The organism is Pseudomonas sp. TAE6080, from assembly GCF_018732265.1.
In the GTDB taxonomy this organism is placed as follows: Bacteria; Pseudomonadota; Gammaproteobacteria; order Pseudomonadales; family Pseudomonadaceae; genus Aquipseudomonas; species Aquipseudomonas brenneri.
This window is the reverse complement of the sequence record NZ_JAHIDY010000010.1, coordinates 22,168-43,961: the sequence shown is the minus strand read 5'-3', so window position 1 is coordinate 43,961 and position 21,794 is coordinate 22,168. Positions and strand designations below refer to the sequence as shown.

The following is a 21,794-nucleotide window of genomic DNA, read 5'->3' as shown; positions in this document are numbered from 1 at the left end:
CCAAACGAAGTTGTATGTTTTTTGATACGTATCAACAGCTATAGAAATCCTGGATTACGCAGAAGTTCAGCTAAAAAACCGACTATTTCACGATTTTTTACCGATCGAAGCTTCGCACAACGCCAGTGAATTTCCATAGTGTGGGTAGGATATTTCTGAGGTGTTGCGGATCACCGCTGGTCCAGAACTGTGCAGTCCGAGGCGGGCCCTCGGCCAGCAGTTGGCGTTCGTCCAGCAGGCGCTGCAACTGACGCGCGACCGCGGCCCCGGTGTCGATCAGGATGATCGTCGGTGGCAGCAGCGTCGCCAGCAATGGCTTGAGGAAAGGATAGTGGGTGCAGCCCAAGATGATGGTGTCGCAGCCGGCCTCGACCAATGGTGCGACATACCCTTGCAGCATCTGGCGCAGCGCCAGGCTGTTCAGGTCGCCGGCTTCGATCAGCTCCACCAGCCCCGGGCAAGGTTGGGTAATCACCCGCACATCGGTGGCGAAGCGATCCAGCAACGCGGCGAACTTGGCGCTTTGCAGGGTGCCCGTGGTGGCGAGCACCCCGACCACACCGCTGCGGGTCGCGGCCGCTGCGGGCTTGACCGCCGGCTCCATGCCCACCAGTGGCCAGTCCGGATAATCACTGCGCAGGTCAGCGACCGCCGCCACGGTCGCCGTATTACAGGCAATCACAAAGGCCTTGGCGCCCTGCTCGCGGAAAAACTCTGCGACCACCCGCGAACGCTCACGAATGAATGCCGGGGTTTTCTCGCCGTAGGGGATATGCCCGCAATCCGCCACGTACAGCAGCGACTCATGGGGCAACAAACGATGAATTTCATCCAGCACCGACAAGCCGCCGACGCCGGAGTCGAACACACCAATCGGTGCATCCTTAACCATGCTGGCTACCGCAAACGCTGCAACCTGGATCACGCTTGACCCGCAGCTCGCGAAAACGTGTGCCCAGGGCATCGATCAACAGCAGGCGCCCGACCAGCGGTGTGCCAAAGCCGGCCAGCAGCTTCAGGGCTTCCAGGGCTTGCAGGCTGCCAACCAGCCCTACCAGCGGGCCAACGACGCCGGCTTCGCTACAGGTCAGTTCGGTGTCGCTGCCATGCCCATATAAACAGTGGTAACACGGGCTTTCCGGGCGTCGCGGATCGAACACCGAGAGCTGGCCTTCCAGGCGAATCGCCGCGCCGCTGACCAGTGGCTTGCCAGCCGCCACGCACGCCGCATTCACCGCTTCACGGGTGGAAAAGTTATCGGAGCAATCGAGCACCAGGTCCACAGCGGCCACGGCGGCGGCTAACGAATCAGCGTCCAGCGCCGTGCGGTGGGCAATCAGTTGAATATCCGGGTTGATTGCACTCAACCGCTTGATAGCCGAATCGACCTTGCTCAGGCCGACGCTGTCGGTGTCGTGGATGATCTGGCGTTGCAGGTTGGTCAGGTCGACGGTATCGAAGTCTGCCAGATGCAACTCGCCGACACCGGCCGCCGCCAGGTACAGGGCCACCGGAGCCCCCAGGCCGCCAAGACCGACAATCAGTACGCGGCTGCTTTTCAGACGCAACTGGCCCTCGATGTCGACCTGTTGCAACAGAATCTGTCGGCTATAGCGCAACAGCTCCTGATCGGTCAGCACGGCCGGCGTCCCAGGCTGATGCGCTCATGGCCGCCGAGGTCGATACGGCTGTGGACCTCGTCAAAACCTTGCGCCAGCAGCAGGTCGCGCACGGCGGGAGCCTGGTCGTAACCGTGCTCAAGCAACAACCAGCCGCCGGCCTCCAGGTGCGCGGGCGCCTGGGCGATGATCAAGCGCAGGTCGTCCAGCCCATCCTCGCCTGCAACCAGCGCACTGGCCGGCTCGAAGCGCACATCGCCGGCCACCAGGTGTGGATCGTTGTCGGCTATATAAGGTGGGTTGCTGATGATCAGGTGGTAGGTGTGATCTTTCAGGGCACTGAACCAGTGACTGTTGAGCACCGTGACGTTGTCCAGGTGCAGGCGCTGGCGATTGCGTTCGGCCAGCGCCACGGCCTCCAGCACGCGGTCAACGGCGGTCACACTCCAGGCCGGGCGCTCACTGGCCAAGGCCAGGGCAATGGCACCGCTGCCGGTGCCCAGGTCGAGGACAGTCGCCGGGGTGGCGGGCAACAGTTCCAGGGCCGCTTCCACCAGCAACTCAGTGTCCGGGCGCGGGATCAGCGTGTGCGGTGCGACTTCCAGGTCGAGTTTCCAGAAGCCTTGCTGGCCAAGGATATAGGCCACCGGCTCTCCGCTGCGGCGCCGTTGCAGGTAATCGGCGAAGACCAACGCGTCCTCGCTGCTGACGATTTTTTCTGGCCAGGTGTGCAAGTAGCTGCGGGACTTGCCCAGGGCAGCGGCCAGCAGTAATTCCACATCCAGGCGCGCGGTCGGCGAGTCGGGCAAGTCGGCGGCGCGCAACAAGCTGGCAATAATGGTCATTTATTCACCTATCGCCGCCAGTTGGTCGGCCTGATATTCGGCCAGCAACGGCTCGATCACGGCATCCACGCCCCCGGCTAGGATTTCGTCCAGGGAGTAGAGGGTCAGGTTGACCCGGTGGTCGGTGACCCGGCCCTGGGCGTAGTTGTAGGTGCGGATACGTTCAGAGCGGTCGCCCGAGCCCACCAGCAACTTGCGCTCGCTGGCAATCGCGTTGGCGGCGGCGCTGGTCTGCTGGTCGTTGAGTTTGGCCGACAGCCAGGACATGGCCCGCGCGCGGTTCTTGTGCTGGGAACGTTCTTCCTGGCACTCCACCACAATGCCGGACGGCAAGTGAGTGATGCGGATTGCCGAGTCGGTCTTGTTGACGTGCTGACCACCGGCGCCCGACGAGCGATACGTGTCGACGCGCAAGTCTGCCGGGTTGATCTCGATGGTTTCCTGCTCGTCCGGCTCGGGCAATACCGCCACGGTGCAGGCCGAGGTGTGGATACGGCCCTGGGACTCGGTGGCCGGCACGCGCTGTACGCGGTGAGCGCCGGATTCGAATTTCAACTTGCCGTAGACGTTCTCGCCTTCGACCCGGGCGATGATTTCCTTATAGCCGCCGTGCTCGCCTTCGTTCTCCGAGAGGATCTCCACGCGCCAGCCGCGACGCTCGGCATACCGCGAGTACATGCGAAACAGGTCGCCGGAGAAGATCGCCGCCTCGTCGCCGCCGGTACCGGCGCGGATTTCGAGGAACACGTTGCGCCCATCGTTAGGGTCTTTGGGCAGCAGCATGCGTTGCAGGTCGCCTTCCAGCTCGACGAGCTTTTCTTTGGCCTCACGGACTTCTTCCACGGCCATTTCACGCATGTCCGGGTCGCTGTCCTTGAGCAGTGCCTGGGCACCTTCGAGGTCGGCCTGCACTTTGAGCAGTTGTGAATAGGTGGTCACGATCGGCTCAACTTCGGCGTATTCCTTGGAATAGGCACGGAACTTGGTTTGATCGGAAATGACCTCGCCGTCGCCGAGCAAGGCGGTCAGTTCTTCGAAACGGTCCTGGAGCACGTCCAGTTTATTGAGCAGTGACGCTTTCATTGCGGTTTTTTATCCGAAGAGCTGTCTGGCGCGCCCTCACCGAGGGCAAAGAGTTCCTGGGCCATGGCCAGCGCATCGAGGCGGCCTTCGGCAGTCAGTTTTTTAAGCTGTACGCTGGGAGCATGCAACAGCTTGTTGGTCAGGCCACGGGCCAATTGCATCAAAACATCTTCAGCACTGGCGCCATTGGCCAGCAGCCGCTGGGCCTTGATCAATTCCTCGTCGCGCAAACGCTCGCCCTGTTGGCGATAGGCCTTGAGCACATCCACGGCGGCCAGTTCGCGCAGGCGCACCATGAAGTCATCGGCACCAATCGCGACCATTTCCTCGGCAGCCTGGGCAGCGCCCTGGCGGCTCTTGAGGTTTTCAGCGACCACCTCGTGCAGATCGTCGACGCTATATAGATAAACGTCGTCCAATTCGCCGACTTCTGGCTCGATGTCCCGGGGGACGGCAATATCCACCATGAAAATCGGTTTGTGCTTGCGCAGCTTCAAGGCACTTTCCACCGCGCCCTTGCCAAGGATCGGCAACTGGCTGGCGGTGGAGCTGATCACGATATCGCTGCGCACCAGTTCGGCCGGGATATCGGCCAGCAATACCGCGTGGGCACCGAACTCTTCGGCCAGGATGCTGGCGCGCTCCAGGGTCCGGTTGGCCACCACGATACGCTTGACGCCCAGGTCATGCAGGTGCCGGGCGACCAGGGTGATGGTCTCACCCGCGCCGATCAGCAGGGCCTGGCTGCGTTGCAGGTCGCTGAAGATCTGCTTGGCCAGGCTGACGGCGGCAAATGCCACGGAGACCGGGTTTTCACCAATCGCCGTATCGGTGCGCACCTGCTTGGCCGAATTGAAGGTGGCCTGGAACAAACGCCCCAGCAGCGGCCCCACGGTCCCGGCTTCGCGGGCCACGGCGTAGGCCGACTTCATCTGGCCGAGGATCTGCGGTTCACCCAACACCAGCGAATCAAGCCCGGACGCAACGCGCATCATGTGACGAACTGCCGCATCATCTTCGTGTACATAAGCACTGGAGCGCAGGTCATCCAGGCTCAAATGATGGTAGTCAGCCAGCCAGCGCAGCACGACATCCGCAGACAGATGTTCCTGCTCTATATAGAGCTCACTGCGATTGCAGGTGGAAAGGATCGCAGCTTCGCGGCTGTCGGTGAGCCGGCACAGCTGCTGCAAAGCCTCAACCAACTGCTCCGGGGTAAACGCCACGCGCTCGCGGACGTCTACAGACGCAGTCTTGTGGTTGATACCCAGAGCAAGGAAGGCCATTCAATATCGCTGATGATGTCGAGAAGCCGACAATTGTCCTACTTCGACTGACTCAGAACAACCACCGTCGTCTATTGTCCTAATGCCTTATGCCTATAAAGGCCCGTTGTAGGAGCGAGCTTGCTCGCGAAAATCGTCAACGATAACGCTGGCACCCTGGGTAAACGCGGCGCCTTGGCGTTTTTCGCGAGCAAGCTCGCTTCTACAGGGGGAGCATTTAAGGCAATCGGAGTGCCCCGGTTATGTTTGGCCGAGGGCTTGTGTCATGATGATCCGACCGCAGGTTAGTGTCGTCCTCTTCCTATATGAATAGATCTTCCGCGTTGCTCCTTGCCCTTGCCTTCCTCGGCGGCTGCCAGTCCATGGCCCCCGTATCGTCGCAGAGTCCTGCGCCAGTGGAAGACAGCACCCCCGCCCCTGAAAAGCCCAAGGTTTATTCCTCGTTCAGTGAAGAAACGATCTTCAGCCTGTTGAGCGCGGAGCTCGCCGGCCAGCGCAATCGATTCGACATTGCCCTGGATAACTACGTGACCCAGGCCATCAACACCCAGGATCCGGGGATTTCCGAGCGCGCATTTCGCATCGCCGAATACCTTGGCGCCGACCAGGCAGCCCTGGATACGGCGATGATCTGGGCGAAGAATGCGCCGGATGACCTCGAAGCCCAGCGCGCCGCAGCCATCCAACTGGCACGCGCCGGGCGCTACGACGACTCCATGGTCTATATGGAGAAGGTCTTGCAGGGCAAGGGCGATACCCATTTCGACTTCCTCGCCCTGTCGGCCGCCGATACCGACCAGGACACCCGCGACGGACTGATGAAGAGTTTCGACCGCCTGCTGCAAAAGCACCCGAGCAATAGCCAACTGGTGTTTGGCAAGGCATTGCTGCTGCAACAGGATGACGAACCGCAAGCCGCCCTCAAGCTGCTGGAGCAAAACCCGCCGGAAGAAGGTGAGATCGCCCCGCTGCTGTTGCGTGCGCGACTGCTGCAAAGCCTCAACCGCGGCAAGGAAGCCTTGCCGCTGCTGCAAAAAAGCATCAAGAAGTATCCGGACGACAAGCGTCTACGCCTGACCTACGCGCGCATGCTGGTGGAACAGGACCGCATGGAAGACGCCAAGGTCGAGTTTGCCAGCCTGGTCCAGCAATACCCGGATGACGACGAACTGCGCTATTCACTGGCGCTGGTGTGCCTGGAAGCCAAGGCCTGGGAAGAGGCCAAGGGTTATCTGGAAGACCTGATCGCCCGCGAAAGCCATGTCGATTCGGCCCACCTGAACCTGGGACGCATCGCCGAAGAACGCAACGACCCGCAAGGCGCGCTGATCGAATACGCCCAGGTCGGCCCCGGCAACGACTATCTGCCAGCCCAACTGCGCCAGGCCGATATCCTGATGAACAACGGCCGCACTGACGAAGCCGAAAAACGCCTGGCCGCTGCCCGCGATGCCGAGCCGGACTACGCCATCCAGCTGTATCTGATCCAGGCCGAAACCTTGTCGGCCAACAATCAGGGGGAGCGCGCCTGGAAAATCCTCGCCCAGGCCCTGCTGCAATACCCCGACGACCTGAACCTGCTGTACACCCGCGCCATGCAGGCCGAAAAACGCAATGACCTGGCCCAGATGGAAAAGGACCTGCGCCTGATCATCAAGCGCGATCCGGACAATGCCATGGCACTGAACGCCCTGGGCTACACCTTGTCAGACCGTACGACGCGTTATGCCGAGGCCAAGACCCTGATCGAACAGGCCCACCAGCTCAACCCGGAAGACCCGGCAGTACTCGACAGCCTGGGCTGGGTGAATTACCGCCTGGGCAACCTCGATGAAGCCGAACGCCTGTTGCGCCTGGCCCTGGAGCGGTTTCCCGACCAGGAAGTCGCCGCTCACCTGGGCGAAGTGCTCTGGGCCCAGGGCAAACAACGCGAAGCCCGACAAATCTGGGGCAAGTTCCTCAAGGAACAACCCGACAGCCCTATCCTGCGCAGCACCATCAAGCGCCTGACCGGATCCGAGACTCTTTAATTCTATGTTTTTGCGCCACGCCATCGTTTTCAGTCTTATCGCCTTGCTCGCCGGTTGTGCGGGCTTCGGCGCCCGCGAGTCCGTCGAAGGCCAGGGCAACCCGGCGCAGTGGCGCCAACACAAGGATCAGCTCAGCAGCATTGATGGCTGGCAGATCGAAGGCAAGATCGGGGTGCGCGCACCGAAGGATTCGGGCAGCGGCACCTTGTTCTGGCTGCAACGCCAGGACTATTACGATATCCGCCTCTCTGGCCCCCTGGGCCGTGGCGCTGCACGCCTGACCGGGCGCCCGGGGCAAGTGAGCCTCGAAGTGGCCAACCAGGGCCGCTATGAAGCGCCATCACCGGAAGCCTTGCTCGAAGAGCAGGTCGGCTGGAAGCTGCCGGTCTCGCATCTGGTCTGGTGGGTTCGCGGCCTGCCCGCACCTGACAGCAAGAGCCGCCTGAGCCTCAATGGCGACAGCCGCCTGGCCACTCTGGAACAGGATGGCTGGCAGGTCGAATACCTGAGCTACGTGGAACAAAGCGGCTACTGGCTACCCGAGCGCATCAAGCTGCACGGCAGCAACCTTGACGTCACGCTGGTGATCAAGGACTGGCAACCACGCAAGCTGGGGCAGTGACATGAGCGAACGCCTGACCCTGCCCTCCCCGGCCAAACTCAATTTGATGCTGCATATCCTCGGTCGCCGTGAAGACGGCTATCACGAGTTGCAGACGCTGTTTCAATTCCTCGACTACGGCGATGAACTGACCTTCGCCGTGCGCGACGATGGCGTGATTCGCCTGCACACCGAATTCGAAGGTGTGCCTCACGACAGCAATCTGATCGTGAAGGCAGCCAAAAAACTTCAGGAACAATCCGCGTGCCCCCTCGGCATCGATATCTGGATCGATAAAATCCTGCCCATGGGCGGCGGCATCGGCGGCGGCAGCTCGAATGCCGCGACCACCCTGCTCGGTCTCAATCACTTGTGGCAACTGGGCTGGGATGAAGATCGCCTGGCCGCGCTGGGCCTGACGCTGGGTGCCGACGTCCCGGTTTTTGTGCGTGGACACGCCGCATTTGCTGAGGGTATCGGGGAAAAACTCACCCCTGTAGACCCCGAAGAGCCGTGGTATGTCGTGCTTGTTCCGCAAGTATCTGTAAGTACAGCAGAAATTTTTTCAGATCCGTTGTTGACACGTAACTCTTCTCCCATTAAAGTGCGCCCCGTTCCCAAGGGAAACAGTCGAAATGACTGCTTACCGGTGGTAGCAAGGCGTTATCCAGATGTACGTAACGCATTGAATTTGTTAGGTAAATTTACCGAAGCAAAACTCACCGGAACTGGAAGTTGTGTGTTTGGGGGCTTCCCAAACAAAGCTGAAGCTGATAAAGTCTCGGCCCTTCTTACAGAGACCCTTACAGGGTTTGTAGCAAAGGGAAGCAACGTTTCGATGTTGCATCGCAAGCTGCAAAGTCTGCTCTAAAAGGAACCGAGTACTGGGTACTCGTTGCAACAGATACAGGGGCGTCGCCAAGCGGTAAGGCAGCAGGTTTTGATCCTGCCATGCGTTGGTTCGAATCCAGCCGCCCCTGCCATTTTCTATACTCATCCAGGTTACCCTCAGCCTCTAGGTACTGCGCGTGTCCAAGATGATGGTCTTTACGGGGAATGCTAACCCCGATCTGGCTCGGCGTGTTGTACGTCAGCTGCATATCCCTCTCGGTGACATCTCTGTCGGTAAGTTTTCCGACGGCGAAATCACAGCCGAGATCAATGAAAATGTCCGCGGTAAAGATGTTTTCATTATTCAGCCGACTTGCGCTCCGACCAACGATAACCTGATGGAACTCGTCGTGATGGCTGATGCCTTCCGCCGCTCCTCAGCGACTCGAATCACAGCTGTAATCCCTTACTTTGGTTATGCCCGTCAGGATCGCCGTCCGCGTTCCGCACGTGTGGCTATCAGCGCGAAAGTCGTCGCTGACATGCTGACCGTGGTAGGTATCGACCGTGTTCTCACGGTTGACCTGCACGCTGACCAAATCCAGGGGTTCTTCGATATTCCGGTAGATAACATCTACGGCTCCCCCGTCCTGGTGGATGACATCGAAGACCAGCGCTTTGAAAACCTGATGATCGTGTCCCCGGACATTGGTGGCGTCGTGCGTGCACGAGCTGTTGCCAAGTCCCTGGGCGTGGACCTCGGGATCATCGACAAACGCCGTGAGAAAGCCAATCACTCTGAAGTGATGCATATCATCGGTGATGTCGAAGGGCGTACCTGTATTCTGGTCGATGACATGGTTGATACCGCCGGCACCCTGTGCCACGCGGCAAAAGCCTTGAAAGAGCACGGTGCAGCAAAAGTCTTCGCCTACTGCACACACCCTGTGCTGTCGGGCCGAGCGATCGAGAACATCGAGAACTCAATGCTGGACGAACTGGTGGTGACTAACACCATCCCGTTGTCCGCAGCTGCTCAAGCCTGTTCGCGTATCCGTCAACTGGATATCGCACCGGTTGTTGCCGAAGCGGTTCGCCGCATCAGCAATGAAGAATCGATCAGCGCGATGTTCCGCTAAGGGTCAAACCTTCGCGGCATCAACCTGACGAAAAGCGCCCCGCCCCAGCATATTGTTGGGGCGGGGCTTTTTTGCCCATATCGCCTTTAGCGCTGGTCGCAAACGCTGGGGCGAATGTGGTTATTTTGGAGATACAACATGAACGATTTTACTCTGAATGCTGAAGTGCGTTCCGACCTGGGGAAAGGTGCGAGCCGCCGCCTGCGTCGTCTCGCAAGCCTGGTTCCAGCTGTAGTTTACGGTGGCGACAAAGCCCCTGAATCCATCAGCATGCTGGCTAAAGAAGTTGCCAAACTGCTCGAAAACGAAGCGGCCTACAGCCACGTTATCGAACTGAACGTTGGCGGCAAAAAGCAGAACGTTATCATCAAGGCTCTGCAGCGCCACCCGTCCAAAGGTCACGTACTGCACGCTGACTTCGTACGCGTTGTTGCTGGTCAGAAACTGACCGCTATCGTTCCAGTCCACTTCGTTGGCGAAGCGGCTCCGATCAAGAAAGGCGGCGAGATCTCGCACGTGACTTCGGAAATCGAAGTTTCCTGCCTGCCGAAGGACCTGCCTGAGTTCATCGAAGTCGACCTGACCAACGCTGAAATCGGCGCGATCATCCACCTGTCCGACCTCAAGGCCCCTAAAGGCGTTGAGTTTGTTGCACTGGCTCACGGTGATGACAAAGCTGTTGCAAACGTACACGCTCCACGCGTTGCACCAGAAGCAGAAGGCGCTGCAGAGTAATTCACTCTGTAATGTCGGAGCTTGAGGAAACATCGCGGACCGAAACGTAGCGAGAAAGCGGGCGATAACGCGAAGTTTATCTCTGGATAAGTGAGCTCCTGTCGTCCACTTTCGCCGCAACGAGGTTGCGGCGATGTTATCCACAACTCCAAAGGAAGGGCCCCTGTCGTGACTGCCATTAAACTGATCGTTGGCCTGGGAAATCCAGGCGCCGAATACGAACAGACCCGGCATAACGCGGGGGCCCTTTTTGTTGAGCGCATCGCCCACGCCCAAGGCATCAATCTTGTGGCCGATCGCAAATATTTTGGCCTGACCGGACGCTTCTCGCATCAGGGTCAGGATGTTCGTCTACTGATTCCCACCACCTACATGAACCGCAGCGGCCAGGCTGTCGCGGCGCTTGCGGGCTTCTTCCGGATCAAACCCGAAGAAATCCTGGTGGCCCATGACGAACTGGACCTGCCACCCGGCGTTGCCAAGCTCAAGCAAGGCGGCGGCCATGGCGGTCATAATGGCCTGCGCGACATCATCGCGCAGTTGGGCAATCAGAATACCTTTTACCGCCTGCGGCTCGGCATTGGCCACCCAGGCGTTGCCAGTATGGTTTCAAATTTCGTCCTGGGTCGTGCGCCACGCGCCGAACAGGAAAAACTCGATGCAAGCATCGATTTTGCCCTCGGCGTGCTGCCGGATATCTTCGCCGGTGAATGGAACCGCGCGATGAAAAACCTGCACAGCCAGAAGGCCTGACTTTTACCCGAGGGGAAACACCATGGGATTCAATTGCGGCATCGTCGGCCTGCCCAACGTCGGCAAGTCCACCCTGTTCAACGCCCTGACCAAGTCCGGTATTGCGGCGGAGAACTTCCCCTTCTGCACCATCGAACCCAACACCGGTATCGTGCCGATGCCCGATCCGCGCCTGGACGCACTGGCGGCCATCGTCAATCCCAAGCGCATCCTGCCGACCACCATGGAATTCGTCGACATCGCAGGGCTGGTAGCCGGCGCGTCAAAAGGTGAAGGCCTGGGCAACAAGTTCCTCGCCAACATCCGTGAGACCGATGCCATCGCTCATGTAGTCCGCTGCTTTGAAGACGAGAACGTGATTCACGTATCCAACAGCGTCGACCCGAAACGCGACATCGAGATCATCGACCTGGAACTGATCTTCGCCGACCTCGACAGCTGCGAGAAGCAACTGCAAAAGGTCACGCGCAACGCCAAGGGCGGCGACAAGGACGCAGTGGTCCAGAAGGCCCTGCTGGAGCAGTTGATCGCGCACTTCACCCTGGGCAAGCCTGCACGTAGCCTGATGAAGAACATGAGCATCGACGAAAAGGCCGTGATCAAGGGCTTCCACCTGCTCACCACCAAGCCTGTGATGTACATCGCCAACGTGGCTGAAGACGGTTTCGAAAATAACCCGCTGCTCGACGTGGTCATGGCCATTGCCGAAGAAGAAGGCGCGATGGTTGTGCCGGTGTGCAACAAGATCGAAGCGGAAATCGCCGAGCTCGATGACGGCGAAGAGAAGGACATGTTCCTTGAGGCCCTGGGCCTGGAAGAGCCTGGCCTGAACCGTGTGATCCGTGCGGGCTACGAAATGCTGCACTTGCAGACCTACTTCACCGCCGGTGTCGAAGAAGTGCGTGCCTGGACCGTCAAGGTCGGCGCCACCGCGCCACAAGCTGCGGGTGTGATCCACACTGACTTCGAAAAAGGCTTTATCCGTGCCGAAGTAATCGCCTACAACGACTTTATCCAGTTCAAGGGTGAAGCTGGGGCCAAGGAAGCCGGCAAGTGGCGTTTGGAAGGCAAGGAATACATCGTCAAGGATGGCGATGTGATGCACTTCCGCTTCAACGTGTAAGCTGCCTGTACGGCTCAAGCCGTAGAAAAAAAAGCCGATGCCCTGCATCGGCTTTTTTGTGGGCAATCCAACGATTAAAATGTCGATGACACATTAAGACATCGTTTCGTACTTAAAAAACAACATAGACAATAAACTATAAAACAAACACCACAAGCATACGATCCTCATCATTAATAAAATCCACAAAATCTTTAAGACTTATCCTACGCAAAAGCGTAAATACCATGCCTACAAAACCTTGAATATCTTTCAAGTTCAAATCCATCCAGCACATCTAGTAAAACCAGGGCTAACCTAAACACCCTTTCGCGATGACAACCTGGAAAATTTCCGGTCTACTGGCCAATATCACTAGCTAATTCAAACAATAGCGAGCGACAACTCTATTGGAGTAATAGCAATATGTCGGCCTCCTATCAGAATGAAATTGAAACAGATACACCGTTCAATGAATGCCCAGACATAGAAACAACCATCATTAACACCGCCCCGCTCAACATCGACATTCTGTTACTCGGGGAAACAGGTACCGGCAAGGACACCTTGGCGCAACGTGTTCATTGCCTATCAAGGCGACGAGGCAATTTCGTCGCGGTCAACTGTGCCGCGATACCGGAGAACCTTGCCGAAAGCCAGCTGTTCGGCGTCAACAGCGGCGCCTACACCGGGGCCATGCAATCACGTGCTGGTTCTGTCGAAGCGGCGCACCTGGGCACCTTGTATCTGGACGAAATAGACAGCATGCCGCTCCCTCTGCAAGCCAAGTTGCTGCGGGTACTGGAGTCCCGAGGAGTTGAACGTTTGGGCTCGACGCGGTTTATCCCCGTAGACATGCGAGTGATCGCGTCTGCCCAGCAATCCTTGCATGAGATGGTCGAGCAAGGCGCCTTCAGGCGCGATCTGTACTTTCGCCTGAACGTCGTCAATATCAACCTCCCGCCACTGCGCGAGCAACGAGAGCGCATCATCCCCCTGTTCTTGAAAATGATCCGCCAGGAGGCCGAGTACTTCAAATGCCCTGTGCCCATCCCTGCCAGCGCCCTGCTTTCACAGCTTCTGTGTCATCCCTGGCTGGGGAACGTGCGCGAACTGCGTTCGACAGCCAAACGTTTCGTCCTGGGGCTCCCCCCTCTCTCTGTGCCTGTAACAGAGCGCCAAGAGATGGAAATACCTCTCAAGGAACGACTACAGCAAATCGAGAAGTCGCTGATTGAAGCGTCGCTGAACCGTCATGCCCACAACGTAGACGTCGTGGCCGTTGAGTTAGGTGTTGCCAAGCGCACGCTCTATTACCGGATGAAGCAATTGGCAATATCACTGACCTGAGTACATTCCACGGCCCGCCAGCAACGCTCCGAAAGAATTACACTTTTTGAAACATACCCCTCAGGTGCATTTGGAACGCATATATTTCCTGAGCCACATAAATTGTGGAACAGCGAAATTGGATGTGACACATCCATATCTCAGCATCGCTTAAGTCCGGTGAGATTAACGTCAAGTACGGAGTAAAAAATATGAGTATTGGTTCAATTGGCTCTTCAGGGGCCAGCCCCTTCGGTGGCGGCGCTGGTGGCATGAGTGCAGAACAAGCGGACGCAGGCCTTGAAGCCGCAGAAGCGAAAAAGAGAGCGGACGGTGTGAAAAACGCATGGAAAACTGCGGTAAACCAAAATACCGCGGGTATAAAAACAGCCTCTGATGCACTCCGGTTGTAATCAAGTCTGGCACCTTTTGACCTTCCCGGGATTTAGTCGCGGGAGGGTCACTTCACCGCCGCATCAATAACAACAAGCACGCCCCCCTAAGTTTTTATGTAAGAGGCGCCATATGTTTATAGGAAGAGTACGCTCTGCTGAACATGATGATATCAATGGTTCTTCTAGCGCACAGGAATCATCAATCTCTCGCACCGATGTCAACTACTTTACCTCACTCATGGACCCGTCGGCACTTGCCAGTACGGCGCCAAGTTACACTACGCCACAGAGCATGCTTTCCGACGCATCAGGCAAACTGGCTTCCGTGACCCAGCGCATGACCAAAAGCCTACGCGCCTTGAGCGGCGACAATAAGTTTGACGAAGCACGAAAATATCCGGACCAACTTTCCGATACGTTATTGCTGACGCATATTCTCGTTAAGAGTGTGGGTAAAACCGCACAATGCGTCGATAAAATCTGCAACCTCCAGTAGATAAACATGACTCGCCTTCTGCGTATTACGTTGACACTAGTGTTGTCATTCATGCTGCATGCTTGTAGTGACCATGTCGAACTTCATCGTCAACTCTCCGAGCAGGAAGCCAATGAGGTCATTGCAGAGTTGGCAGACAAACATATACGCGCCAGTAAAGTTCCGGCCAAAGACGGTGTTGTGGTTGTGGTCAACGCCTCCGATATCGGGCGTGCCGTACGCACCCTGGACGCCGTCGGACTGCCCAAGGCAGCCCGCACTACCCTGGGCGACACCTTTCGCAAGGAAGGGGTCATCTCGACCCCGCTTGAGGAGCGAGCGCGCTACATCTATGCCTTGTCCCAGGAGCTGGAAACAACGTTATCGAACATCGATGGGGTGATCGTCGCCCGAGTCCACGTAGTGCTGCCCGAGCGTGTGGCACCGGGTGAACCGGTACAACCCGCCTCCGCCTCAGTGTTCATCAAGCACGATCCTCGGCTTGACCCCGACAATATCCAGGCCCGTGTTCGCCGGATGGTCGCCAGCAGCATTCCAGGTATGACCAACGCCGTCGAAAACCCGCAAAAACTAACGGTGGTATTCGTCCCGGCGACAGCCTATCTGGAGCAGCAACGCCTGGCCTATTTCGGTCCGTTCCTGGTGCCGGGAGATGACATTGGTTTTTGGCGGGCCAGTGTCAGTTTCACAATGATCATTTTAGTGCTGCTCATTATCGCCGTAACGTTCTGGCGGATCAGAGGACAGCGAGTGCTGCCGCATGCCCAATCGGCCGGACCATCCCCTGATGCGCCAATCCGCCCGCACGATGAGTAACCTGGCATGGGTCCAGTGGTGGGCAACCCCCTGGCTGTATTCGTGCGAAGACTGGCGAACGGTTGATGAACACACTGCGCTGAGTGGGCTTTATCACAGTCGACACTTACGCATCGGCAAAATCTACGGCGTCGCACCCTGCCTGCCTCCAACGCCTCAGCCCACACTGCTTCAACTGGCTCTCGCATCGCCAGACCAACTTGACCTGGTACTGGCATTGATCGACAGCACGTGTCACCCGACCTATGCCAGTGCATTAAATGAAAACCTCCAGCAGTGGTGCAACAGACTCTCCAAGGCATTACCCCCGGATATGCTGCTGCCCGATGACGACCCCTTGCAGTTGCTACGTACCTGGGTCAACCCAGCCACCTGGCAACGCATCAGGTTGAGATTCCCTAGACAGCGCGTTCTGGACCTGGAAAAAAAAGCCCTTGCGCTCGGAGACTCGTATAGCCGCCTCGATACCCTATGGCACGCCGTAGTCTGGCGTATTGCGACGATCAACAGCGACGGTAAAGCGCCTTACGCCAAGGACCATGGAGACTGAAACGATGTTTTGCCGACATAAAATCGACTTGCCCAAAGGTACCGGCCCCTTTCCCGAAACCCTGATCCCCCGCGAAACACTGGCGGGTTACACGCAGGCCAATAATGCGTTGGAGCACGCAAAGGCCCAAGCCAGACAATTACTGAAGTTGGCAGAAAAGCAGCGTGAAAAACTTCTGGAAAACGCTGGCCTTGAAATCTGGCGACGTGCCGATGCCCAGTTCAAGCGCTGGGAAGTCGAACGCCAGACGATGTACGACAACCTTGAGCGCTATGCCTCTTCAATTGCCAACCAGGCGATTCATCTCCTGCTGGAAGAGACTCCCCCGCCACAACGCATGGCAGCCCTGCTCAAACAACTGATGGCCAGCCAGATGCCGGTGGTCAAGGCGGCCTTGCTGTGCCATCCACTTGAACTGGAGGCCGCCCGACAGTATCTCGCAGCCCACAATAATACACTCTGGGTACTACGCGCCGACGACACAATCAAACCCCAGACACTGCTATTACAGACCGAAGAAGGGGACTTCTGTATTGATTGGGCCACCATGCATGACTCCTTTCTAGACCAAAGCAAAAAGCGGGTGGACGATTGATTTTTAAACACGCGTATACCCCCTCAAATAAACTGCTACACATGGAACCAATTCGAAATACAAACCACTGAGAGGAAACACAAAAGGAGCAAAGCCATGAGCTACTACGAAGGTTACAGAGAGCGGCTTCTAAGCGATGCGAAGCGCAGCAAACGCGATGTCTACGACTTGATGGAAGAAAACTCTGGATCTGAGGAGGATATGGCTTTGTTCTATGAACTTTTGATGACTAATCGTAAGTCCGAATACGTTTTCACTGAACATATCAGAGCAAGGCATATGCTACTGAAGTCTGGTCTGGACAGCGGACAATAAATTGAAGGCACTACTTAGCAACTGGTTGAGTAACCGCACCGAAGAACTAACACTCCTCGAAGACAATGACGAAATAATCCTGCGCCATTGTTCTAACACCCTGTTATTGCAGGTGCAACTGACCCGAGATCGCCCGGATAAATCACACCTCAAAACCTGGATGCGCCTAGGTAACGCAAGCCTGAGTCACTTTCAGGGCGCACTCGCGCAGGCACCTGCAACGGGTGCGCTCTGGTTGACTCAGTGCCTACAGGAAAGCGCCGGCGAGAAGCGTCTGCTAGACAGTCTCGAAGCCCTGCTCAACCAGCGCGATACCTGGCGCGCAATGATCACACGCCTTGCAAAACCGGCCCAACGGTTCCAACCCACGTCACTCCGCTCGCCGCCGCACTAATCAGAGAACGCCCAATGTATAACAATAAACACAAGCGCACTCGCTTGCGCGCCGTCTCGCCTGCTGCGCCCCAAAAAGGCGTCCATTGGCGCTACCTGCTGGTACTGCCCTGGTTGCTTTTGCCCTTGCAAAGCCCGCTCGCCGCTATTCCCGCCGAATGGAAAAATACCGCGTATGCCTATGAAGCCGAACATAAGCAGGTACGTGATGTGCTGGAGGATTTCGCCCAGACCTTTGGCACGCAACTGCAGATCGACGGCCTGCTGGAGGGCAACGTCAATGGCAAGATACGCGCCAATACCCCGCAGTCGTTACTCGACCGATTGGGAGTAGAACACCGCTTCCAGTGGTACATGTACAACAACACGCTGTACATCAGCACCCTGGATCAGCAGGAGTCCGCACGCCTGGAGGTCTCATCCGAAACCGTTGCCGACTTGAAACAGGCATTGACGGACATTGGCCTGCTCGATAGCCGTTTCGGCTGGGGGGAACTGCCCGACGATGGCGTGGTGCTGGTGTCAGGCCCCAAGCGCTATATCGACCAGATCAAGCAGTTCAGCAGCCAGCGTAAATCTCCCGATGAGAAACAAAGTGTACTGACGTTCCCGCTGAAGTTCGCCAACGCAGCAGACCGCCCGATTGATTATCGTGGCGAAAAGCTGGTCATTTCAGGGGTTGCCAGCATGCTGCGGGGGTTATTGGAACCTCGGGACAACTCAGGACTGTCGTCTATGAGCCCACGCCCCGCCTCATCATCGCAGCCCTCGCCTGTCACCCCGATCCTGCCCCGCCTGGGCAATCCGATGCTGGACCAGATGCTCGGCTCACAGGCTCCTCTTGGGCCGATGAATCCAGGCATGTCGCTCACCGCCAGGGCACCGGTTGCAAGAGGCAAGATCCGTGTCGAAGCGGATGTGCGCAACAACGCCGTACTGATCTACGACCTGCCAGAGCGCCAGGCAATGTACCGCGAGCTGATCGCCCAACTCGATGTGGCACGCAAGCTGGTGGAGATCGACGCCATCATCCTCGATATCGAGCGCACGCAATTGCGCGAGTTCGGTGTTAACTGGGGCTTTCAGAACAGCCGTTTTCGTGGCGGTGTAAATATGGCGCCGGGCACCTCCGCGCAAATGTCGATTGAAAACCGCGACCGTTTCTATGCCGATATCCGGGCACTGGAGGCCAAGGGCCTGGCGACCATGGTGTCCAACCCTTCGGTACTGACCCTGGAAAACCAACCCGCCGTCATTGACTTCAACCGTACTCAGTACCTGACCGCTGGCGTCGAAAACGCGACCATCCTGCCCATTACCGTCGGCACCAGTTTCCAGGTGGTGCCGCGGGTCATCACCACGCGCGGACATCACCAGGTCCATCTGGCGGTGGATATTGAAGACGGCAACTTCGACGAAACCAACCCCGAACGGATCGGCCCCGATGTACGCCGAGGCAAAGTCAGTACCCAAGCGGTGATGGCGGAAAAACGCTCGCTGGTGGTCGGCGGGTTCCATGTCACTGAAAGCGCCGATAGACGCAACAAGGTGCCGGTACTGGGTGACATCCCGTTACTGGGCAAGACGCTGTTTTCTTCCACCGAGCGCAAGAACAACCGTCGCGAACGCCTGTTTATCCTGACCCCGCGGGTGATCGGCGACCAGGCCGACCCGTCACGTTATTTACCCCAGGACGACCAGGTGGAACTCCAGGCAGCCCTCAAGCCCCTGGCCAGGCGCTATGCCGAGCATCAACCGGTGATCAAGCGCAGCGATATCACCAGCGCCCTCGCCCACCTCGTGACCGGGCAAGTGCCTGACACCTTCAACGCCGCGCCGATGCCCCTGGGCCTGAACACCTTGTGCAACCCACGCAACCTGCTGGCGCTCAATACCGAACGCAGCCAGTGGTACGCCGGCCCGCAGTTCAACGTAGCGGTGGTGGTGATGCGCAATCAGTTCAAGCGCAATGTGCGCATCGATGAGAACGAATGCAGCAACGCCCAGACCCTAGCCGTCAGCGTCTGGCCAAGGGCCTGGCTCAAGCCAGGTGAAGAGGCGGAGGTATTCATCGCCATGCGCCCGGTGGTCAAGGATGAACATATCGGTGTGTCCCGCCCCTCCCTGCTCACCCCAACACGGAAGACTGCGCCATGAAACAGCGACTCTCCTGCATCACACTCCTTGGCCTGGCGCTGCTTATGGCTGGGTGTACACCGACGTGCAAGGGTGACTCCTGCTCACGGCCGCAATCGAGCGCTGGCAAGATGGTGGTCTGGTGGCCGCCGCAGATGCGTGTCGAACCTGGCCCCTCGGGCGAAAGGGCGGACTATCAGACGATCTCGCTGGAGCAATGACCGCCATGGGATTGCCCGACGATGATTCGCGTCGCCAGGTACTTCTGGACAATCTGGTGAGCGGCAACACCGCTTACCAGCCTCTGTGCCCAGGCATCAGCCTGTGCCGCTTGAATGTAGGCCAGAAGCCTGGCCTGGCCTTGCAGATTGCGCCGCAGGCATTGCAAACCGGCCAGCTGGAACGGGTCCTGGAACGACGTTTTACACATGCAATTGTGTTCGATGGGTGCTTTGTCTATCTCGACGCCAAGGGCAGCCTGATGATCTGGCATGCATTGACATCAAACGTCCAGGCACTCGATGACATCATTAGTCGGATGCTCTCGCTGGCCAAACTCGAAACCCTGGATACACACCGCGCGCCCTAGCGGCGCGCAAGCTCCGGCAGCTCCAGGGTCTGGCGCTTGGCCTCATCATCCAGCTCACGCAAGGTGCGATAGATCAGCGCCACCGCCTGCAAGCTCTCCCGGGGAATCGGGGCCCCCAGCTTGCGCTCATACAACATGCGCGCCAACCACACACACTGGATCACCGGCACATCGGCGGCCTTGGCCCGTCCAATCAATTTGCGGGCCTGGACATCGGTGCCTTTGTCCACCAGCATCGGCAGCGGCGTCTTGCCGGGCCTGTAGTACAGCGCCACGGCAAAGTGCGTGGGGTTGACCACCAGCATGTCGGACTCTTCCAGCTTGGGCAGCTTGACCTTCGGCTCTTCCTGAGCGAGTTGGTAGGCCAGGGAGCGGCGCTGGCCCTTGACGTGAGGGTCGCCCTCCATGTCCTTGTACTCCTTGACCACCTCCACCTGGGTCATGCGCATGCGCTTGGCAAAGAAATACTTCTGCATGGACAGGTCGATCAGCGCGAGCACCAGTAGCAGCCCCAGGCAGGCATGCAGCAAGTGTCGGAACAAGGCGATCAGCGCCACGATATAGCTCTGCAGATCGCTGGTGGCCAGGTTGATCAGCACCTGCAATGCAGGGGTGATGACCACATACAGGATCAGCGAGAGCAACAACGCCTTGCCCAGCCCCATCAGCAGGTTGATCACAGACTGGGCGGAAAACATCTGCTTGAGTTGGTTGAGCGGGTTGAGGCGATTGAAATCCGGCTTCAGGCTTTCCGGGGCAAACAGCAAGCCGAACTGCATCCAACTGCTCATCAGCTTTACCACAATTGCCACCCCACACATCAGCAGGCCGAACGAGAAAAACACGATCAGGCCATCCATCAGTACTTCTTCCAGGGCGCGGATAAACGGCTGGCCCATGCGCGAAAAAGGCAGCGCCATCAATTGTTGGAAGCGTTGCATACTGGTTTCGGCAGTGAACAAGGCGATCTCGCTGATCGCAGTGAGCACCAGCAGTTTGGCCACGTCCTGGCTTTGCGCAACCTGGCCTTTCTTACGTTGGTCCTTGAGCTTCTTGGGGGTCGCCGCGTGTTTTTTCTCGCCCGAATCACTCATTGCCCCGGGCCCCGAAACATCAGGCCAAGGAAATGTTTAAGGTCCATCAGCAGGCCCATGCGCCCGGCGATCAAATCCTCCAACAGCGGGAAATACAGCAGCAGAAAAGCCAATCCGGCCAGGCTTTTTGCCGGCATTGCCAGGGTCGACACCTGCAACTGCGGGCTATAGAGCCCGAGCAAGGCAAAGCCGAACTCCAGCAGCAACAGCACCGCAATAAACGGTGCCGCGTAGAGCATCATGTGCACGAAGGTATCGCCAAGCAGGCCCAGGAACACGCTGAAGCCGTTGACCGCTGGCAGTGGCACCCAAGCGGTGGGTGGCCAGATCAGATAGCTGTCCCAGATAACCTGCGTCAACGCGCCCAGCCCGAAGGTCGTTATCAATAGAAAAATCGCCAACTGCTTGAACAAATGCCCGACCGGTGTCGCATCTGGCCCCAGCGAGGGGTTGAGTTGCCCGCCCGCCAAGGCGCCACGCTGGTTATCGAGCAACGCGCCTACCGACTCGACCATCCAGAACGGCATGAACAGCAAAACCCCCAACAAGAACCCCAGGGCCATCTCCTTGAAAACCAGCCCGCCGAGCATCAGCGCAGAGTAGTCCTTGCCCATCAATGCAGCATGAATGCCGGGCGTGGGGAACAAAGCCACGACCATCACGATCGTGTGCCGGGTCATCCCGCGTACATGTTGGAAACAAAACGCCGGCACCAGGAACATGCACGGATAGATGCGCGCCATGCTGATCAACAGGCTGGGCAAAAACTCAAGGTAAAGGAGCACGCGTCGTTCCTCAGTTCAGTGCCGAGCGGGCAATCATGTCGAACGTCATATTGATCAGTTGGATCAACTCCACGCCAATCCAGCGCCCAGTCAGGATCAGGGTGATACCGACGGCCACCAGCTTGATCCCGAAGGGTAATGTCTGGTCCTGTATCTGCATCAGGGCCTGTACCAGGGATGTCATCACCCCAACGATCACCGCGACGATCAGCGGTGGCGCCGAGAGCACCACCACCAGCAGCATGCCTTGCTTGAACAGTACGATCGGTTCCATAAG

26 protein-coding genes and 1 tRNA gene are annotated in these 21,794 nt (G+C 57.9%); 19 read left to right on the top strand and 8 right to left on the bottom strand.

The window, feature by feature from the left end:
• Window positions 1-97: 97 nt before the first annotated feature.
• Genes murI through hemA form a run of 5 tightly spaced genes read right to left on the bottom strand, consistent with a single transcriptional unit; the run spans window position 98 to window position 4,833 of the window.
• The gene (murI, locus tag KL786_RS09815) at window positions 98-892 is read right to left on the bottom strand and encodes a glutamate racemase (RefSeq protein WP_215517476.1); all 795 of its coding nucleotides are present in this window, start codon (window positions 890-892) and stop codon (window positions 98-100) included.
• Window positions 885-1,640 carry a molybdopterin-synthase adenylyltransferase MoeB gene (locus tag KL786_RS09810; RefSeq protein WP_215517475.1) on the bottom strand — a complete coding sequence of 252 codons (756 nt, stop codon included), beginning with the start codon at window positions 1,638-1,640 and terminating at the stop codon, window positions 885-887. The genes murI and KL786_RS09810 overlap by 8 nt, the downstream gene beginning before the upstream one ends.
• Window positions 1,634-2,464, bottom strand: coding sequence for a peptide chain release factor N(5)-glutamine methyltransferase (gene prmC, locus KL786_RS09805; protein WP_215517474.1), 831 nt, complete (start codon window positions 2,462-2,464; stop codon window positions 1,634-1,636). Before prmC ends, KL786_RS09810 begins: the two co-directional genes overlap by 7 nt.
• Window positions 2,465-3,547, bottom strand: coding sequence for a peptide chain release factor 1 (gene prfA / locus KL786_RS09800; protein WP_029295658.1), 1,083 nt, complete (start codon window positions 3,545-3,547; stop codon window positions 2,465-2,467).
• Window positions 3,544-4,833: a glutamyl-tRNA reductase gene (hemA, locus tag KL786_RS09795; protein ID WP_215517473.1), complete on the bottom strand. Its 1,290-nt coding sequence runs from the start codon at window positions 4,831-4,833 to the stop codon at window positions 3,544-3,546. The genes prfA and hemA overlap by 4 nt, the downstream gene beginning before the upstream one ends.
• Window positions 4,834-5,138: 305 nt before the next feature.
• Here hemA and KL786_RS09790 point away from each other — a divergent pair, with 305 nt between their 5' ends.
• The 19 genes from KL786_RS09790 to KL786_RS09705 all read left to right on the top strand — a co-directional run bounded on the left by KL786_RS09790 (window position 5,139) and on the right by KL786_RS09705 (window position 19,638).
• On the top strand, window positions 5,139-6,863 hold the full coding sequence (locus KL786_RS09790; RefSeq protein WP_090292999.1) for a tetratricopeptide repeat protein: 1,725 nt from the start codon (window positions 5,139-5,141) through the stop codon (window positions 6,861-6,863).
• A gap of 4 nt (window positions 6,864-6,867) precedes the next feature.
• Window positions 6,868-7,485 (top strand): lipoprotein insertase outer membrane protein LolB, encoded by a 618-nt coding sequence (gene lolB / locus KL786_RS09785; protein ID WP_032857778.1) that lies wholly within the window; start codon window positions 6,868-6,870, stop codon window positions 7,483-7,485.
• A gap of 1 nt (window position 7,486) precedes the next feature.
• Window positions 7,487-8,335 carry a 4-(cytidine 5'-diphospho)-2-C-methyl-D-erythritol kinase gene (gene ispE / locus KL786_RS09780; protein ID WP_215517472.1) on the top strand — a complete coding sequence of 283 codons (849 nt, stop codon included), beginning with the start codon at window positions 7,487-7,489 and terminating at the stop codon, window positions 8,333-8,335.
• Between the two features lie 37 nt (window positions 8,336-8,372).
• Window positions 8,373-8,447 (top strand) — tRNA-Gln (locus KL786_RS09775).
• A gap of 45 nt (window positions 8,448-8,492) precedes the next feature.
• Entirely contained in the window at window positions 8,493-9,434 is a 942-nt protein-coding gene (locus tag KL786_RS09770; RefSeq protein WP_003208392.1) for a ribose-phosphate pyrophosphokinase, read from the top strand.
• Between the two features lie 138 nt (window positions 9,435-9,572).
• A complete protein-coding gene (locus tag KL786_RS09765; RefSeq protein ID WP_215517471.1) occupies window positions 9,573-10,169 on the top strand; it encodes a 50S ribosomal protein L25/general stress protein Ctc in 597 nt (198 codons plus the stop codon).
• A 168-nt stretch (window positions 10,170-10,337) separates the two neighbouring features.
• Window positions 10,338-10,922: an aminoacyl-tRNA hydrolase gene (gene pth / locus KL786_RS09760; RefSeq protein WP_032857782.1), complete on the top strand. Its 585-nt coding sequence runs from the start codon at window positions 10,338-10,340 to the stop codon at window positions 10,920-10,922.
• 22 nt (window positions 10,923-10,944) lie between these two features.
• Window positions 10,945-12,045 carry a redox-regulated ATPase YchF gene (gene ychF / locus KL786_RS09755; protein WP_032857783.1) on the top strand — a complete coding sequence of 367 codons (1,101 nt, stop codon included), beginning with the start codon at window positions 10,945-10,947 and terminating at the stop codon, window positions 12,043-12,045.
• A gap of 405 nt (window positions 12,046-12,450) precedes the next feature.
• Window positions 12,451-13,374 carry a sigma 54-interacting transcriptional regulator gene (locus KL786_RS09750; protein ID WP_215517470.1) on the top strand — a complete coding sequence of 308 codons (924 nt, stop codon included), beginning with the start codon at window positions 12,451-12,453 and terminating at the stop codon, window positions 13,372-13,374.
• A gap of 191 nt (window positions 13,375-13,565) precedes the next feature.
• Complete coding sequence (locus KL786_RS09745; RefSeq protein ID WP_215517469.1) at window positions 13,566-13,766, top strand: hypothetical protein; 201 nt, start codon at window positions 13,566-13,568, stop codon at window positions 13,764-13,766.
• Between the two features lie 112 nt (window positions 13,767-13,878).
• A complete protein-coding gene (locus KL786_RS29530; protein WP_252193673.1) occupies window positions 13,879-14,244 on the top strand; it encodes a hypothetical protein in 366 nt (121 codons plus the stop codon).
• A 6-nt stretch (window positions 14,245-14,250) separates the two neighbouring features.
• Complete coding sequence (gene sctJ, locus KL786_RS09735) at window positions 14,251-15,060, top strand: type III secretion system inner membrane ring lipoprotein SctJ (protein WP_215517468.1); 810 nt, start codon at window positions 14,251-14,253, stop codon at window positions 15,058-15,060.
• Complete coding sequence (locus KL786_RS09730; RefSeq protein WP_252193672.1) at window positions 15,032-15,610, top strand: type III secretion protein; 579 nt, start codon at window positions 15,032-15,034, stop codon at window positions 15,608-15,610. Before sctJ ends, KL786_RS09730 begins: the two co-directional genes overlap by 29 nt.
• The gene (gene sctL / locus KL786_RS09725; protein ID WP_353844657.1) at window positions 15,600-16,205 is read left to right on the top strand and encodes a type III secretion system stator protein SctL; all 606 of its coding nucleotides are present in this window, start codon (window positions 15,600-15,602) and stop codon (window positions 16,203-16,205) included. The genes KL786_RS09730 and sctL overlap by 11 nt, the downstream gene beginning before the upstream one ends.
• Before the next feature lie 96 nt (window positions 16,206-16,301).
• Window positions 16,302-16,520, top strand: a complete 219-nt coding sequence (locus KL786_RS09720) for a hypothetical protein (RefSeq protein ID WP_032857794.1) — start codon at window positions 16,302-16,304, stop codon at window positions 16,518-16,520.
• A gap of 1 nt (window position 16,521) precedes the next feature.
• Entirely contained in the window at window positions 16,522-16,914 is a 393-nt protein-coding gene (locus tag KL786_RS09715) for a type III secretion protein (protein WP_215517467.1), read from the top strand.
• A gap of 14 nt (window positions 16,915-16,928) precedes the next feature.
• The gene (gene sctC, locus KL786_RS09710; RefSeq protein ID WP_215517466.1) at window positions 16,929-19,070 is read left to right on the top strand and encodes a type III secretion system outer membrane ring subunit SctC; all 2,142 of its coding nucleotides are present in this window, start codon (window positions 16,929-16,931) and stop codon (window positions 19,068-19,070) included.
• A complete protein-coding gene (hrpT, locus tag KL786_RS29525) occupies window positions 19,067-19,270 on the top strand; it encodes an HrpT family type III secretion system protein (protein WP_252193671.1) in 204 nt (67 codons plus the stop codon). Before sctC ends, hrpT begins: the two co-directional genes overlap by 4 nt.
• Window positions 19,271-19,275: 5 nt before the next feature.
• The gene (locus KL786_RS09705; RefSeq protein ID WP_215517465.1) at window positions 19,276-19,638 is read left to right on the top strand and encodes a transcriptional regulator; all 363 of its coding nucleotides are present in this window, start codon (window positions 19,276-19,278) and stop codon (window positions 19,636-19,638) included.
• Here the strand turns inward: KL786_RS09705 and sctU are convergent.
• From sctU to sctS, 3 genes are read right to left on the bottom strand one after another with little or no spacing between them, the layout of a single operon-like run.
• Window positions 19,635-20,732 (bottom strand): type III secretion system export apparatus subunit SctU, encoded by a 1,098-nt coding sequence (gene sctU / locus KL786_RS09700; protein WP_215517464.1) that lies wholly within the window; start codon window positions 20,730-20,732, stop codon window positions 19,635-19,637. The genes KL786_RS09705 and sctU overlap by 4 nt on opposite strands.
• Window positions 20,729-21,517, bottom strand: coding sequence for a type III secretion system export apparatus subunit SctT (sctT, locus tag KL786_RS09695; protein ID WP_215517463.1), 789 nt, complete (start codon window positions 21,515-21,517; stop codon window positions 20,729-20,731). Before sctT ends, sctU begins: the two co-directional genes overlap by 4 nt.
• 10 nt (window positions 21,518-21,527) lie before the next feature.
• The gene (gene sctS / locus KL786_RS09690) at window positions 21,528-21,791 is read right to left on the bottom strand and encodes a type III secretion system export apparatus subunit SctS (protein WP_032857802.1); all 264 of its coding nucleotides are present in this window, start codon (window positions 21,789-21,791) and stop codon (window positions 21,528-21,530) included.
• Between the last annotated feature and the right edge of the window lie 3 nt (window positions 21,792-21,794).

Coding starts and splice junctions, on each gene's coding strand:
- murI (WP_215517476.1), bottom strand. CDS start 892: ATGGTTAAGGATGCACCGATTGGTGTGTTCGACTCCGGCGTCGGCGGC.
- prmC (WP_215517474.1), bottom strand. CDS start 2,464: ATGACCATTATTGCCAGCTTGTTGCGCGCCGCCGACTTGCCCGACTCG.
- prfA (WP_029295658.1), bottom strand. CDS start 3,547: ATGAAAGCGTCACTGCTCAATAAACTGGACGTGCTCCAGGACCGTTTC.
- hemA (WP_215517473.1), bottom strand. CDS start 4,833: ATGGCCTTCCTTGCTCTGGGTATCAACCACAAGACTGCGTCTGTAGAC.
- KL786_RS09790 (WP_090292999.1), top strand. CDS start 5,139: ATGAATAGATCTTCCGCGTTGCTCCTTGCCCTTGCCTTCCTCGGCGGC.
- lolB (WP_032857778.1), top strand. CDS start 6,868: ATGTTTTTGCGCCACGCCATCGTTTTCAGTCTTATCGCCTTGCTCGCC.
- ispE (WP_215517472.1), top strand. CDS start 7,487: ATGAGCGAACGCCTGACCCTGCCCTCCCCGGCCAAACTCAATTTGATG.
- KL786_RS09765 (WP_215517471.1), top strand. CDS start 9,573: ATGAACGATTTTACTCTGAATGCTGAAGTGCGTTCCGACCTGGGGAAA.
- ychF (WP_032857783.1), top strand. CDS start 10,945: ATGGGATTCAATTGCGGCATCGTCGGCCTGCCCAACGTCGGCAAGTCC.
- KL786_RS09750 (WP_215517470.1), top strand. CDS start 12,451: ATGTCGGCCTCCTATCAGAATGAAATTGAAACAGATACACCGTTCAAT.
- KL786_RS09745 (WP_215517469.1), top strand. CDS start 13,566: ATGAGTATTGGTTCAATTGGCTCTTCAGGGGCCAGCCCCTTCGGTGGC.
- KL786_RS29530 (WP_252193673.1), top strand. CDS start 13,879: ATGTTTATAGGAAGAGTACGCTCTGCTGAACATGATGATATCAATGGT.
- sctJ (WP_215517468.1), top strand. CDS start 14,251: ATGACTCGCCTTCTGCGTATTACGTTGACACTAGTGTTGTCATTCATG.
- KL786_RS09730 (WP_252193672.1), top strand. CDS start 15,032: ATGCGCCAATCCGCCCGCACGATGAGTAACCTGGCATGGGTCCAGTGG.
- sctL (WP_353844657.1), top strand. CDS start 15,600: ATGGAGACTGAAACGATGTTTTGCCGACATAAAATCGACTTGCCCAAA.
- KL786_RS09720 (WP_032857794.1), top strand. CDS start 16,302: ATGAGCTACTACGAAGGTTACAGAGAGCGGCTTCTAAGCGATGCGAAG.
- sctC (WP_215517466.1), top strand. CDS start 16,929: ATGTATAACAATAAACACAAGCGCACTCGCTTGCGCGCCGTCTCGCCT.
- hrpT (WP_252193671.1), top strand. CDS start 19,067: ATGAAACAGCGACTCTCCTGCATCACACTCCTTGGCCTGGCGCTGCTT.
- KL786_RS09705 (WP_215517465.1), top strand. CDS start 19,276: ATGGGATTGCCCGACGATGATTCGCGTCGCCAGGTACTTCTGGACAAT.
- sctU (WP_215517464.1), bottom strand. CDS start 20,732: ATGAGTGATTCGGGCGAGAAAAAACACGCGGCGACCCCCAAGAAGCTC.
- sctS (WP_032857802.1), bottom strand. CDS start 21,791: ATGGAACCGATCGTACTGTTCAAGCAAGGCATGCTGCTGGTGGTGGTG.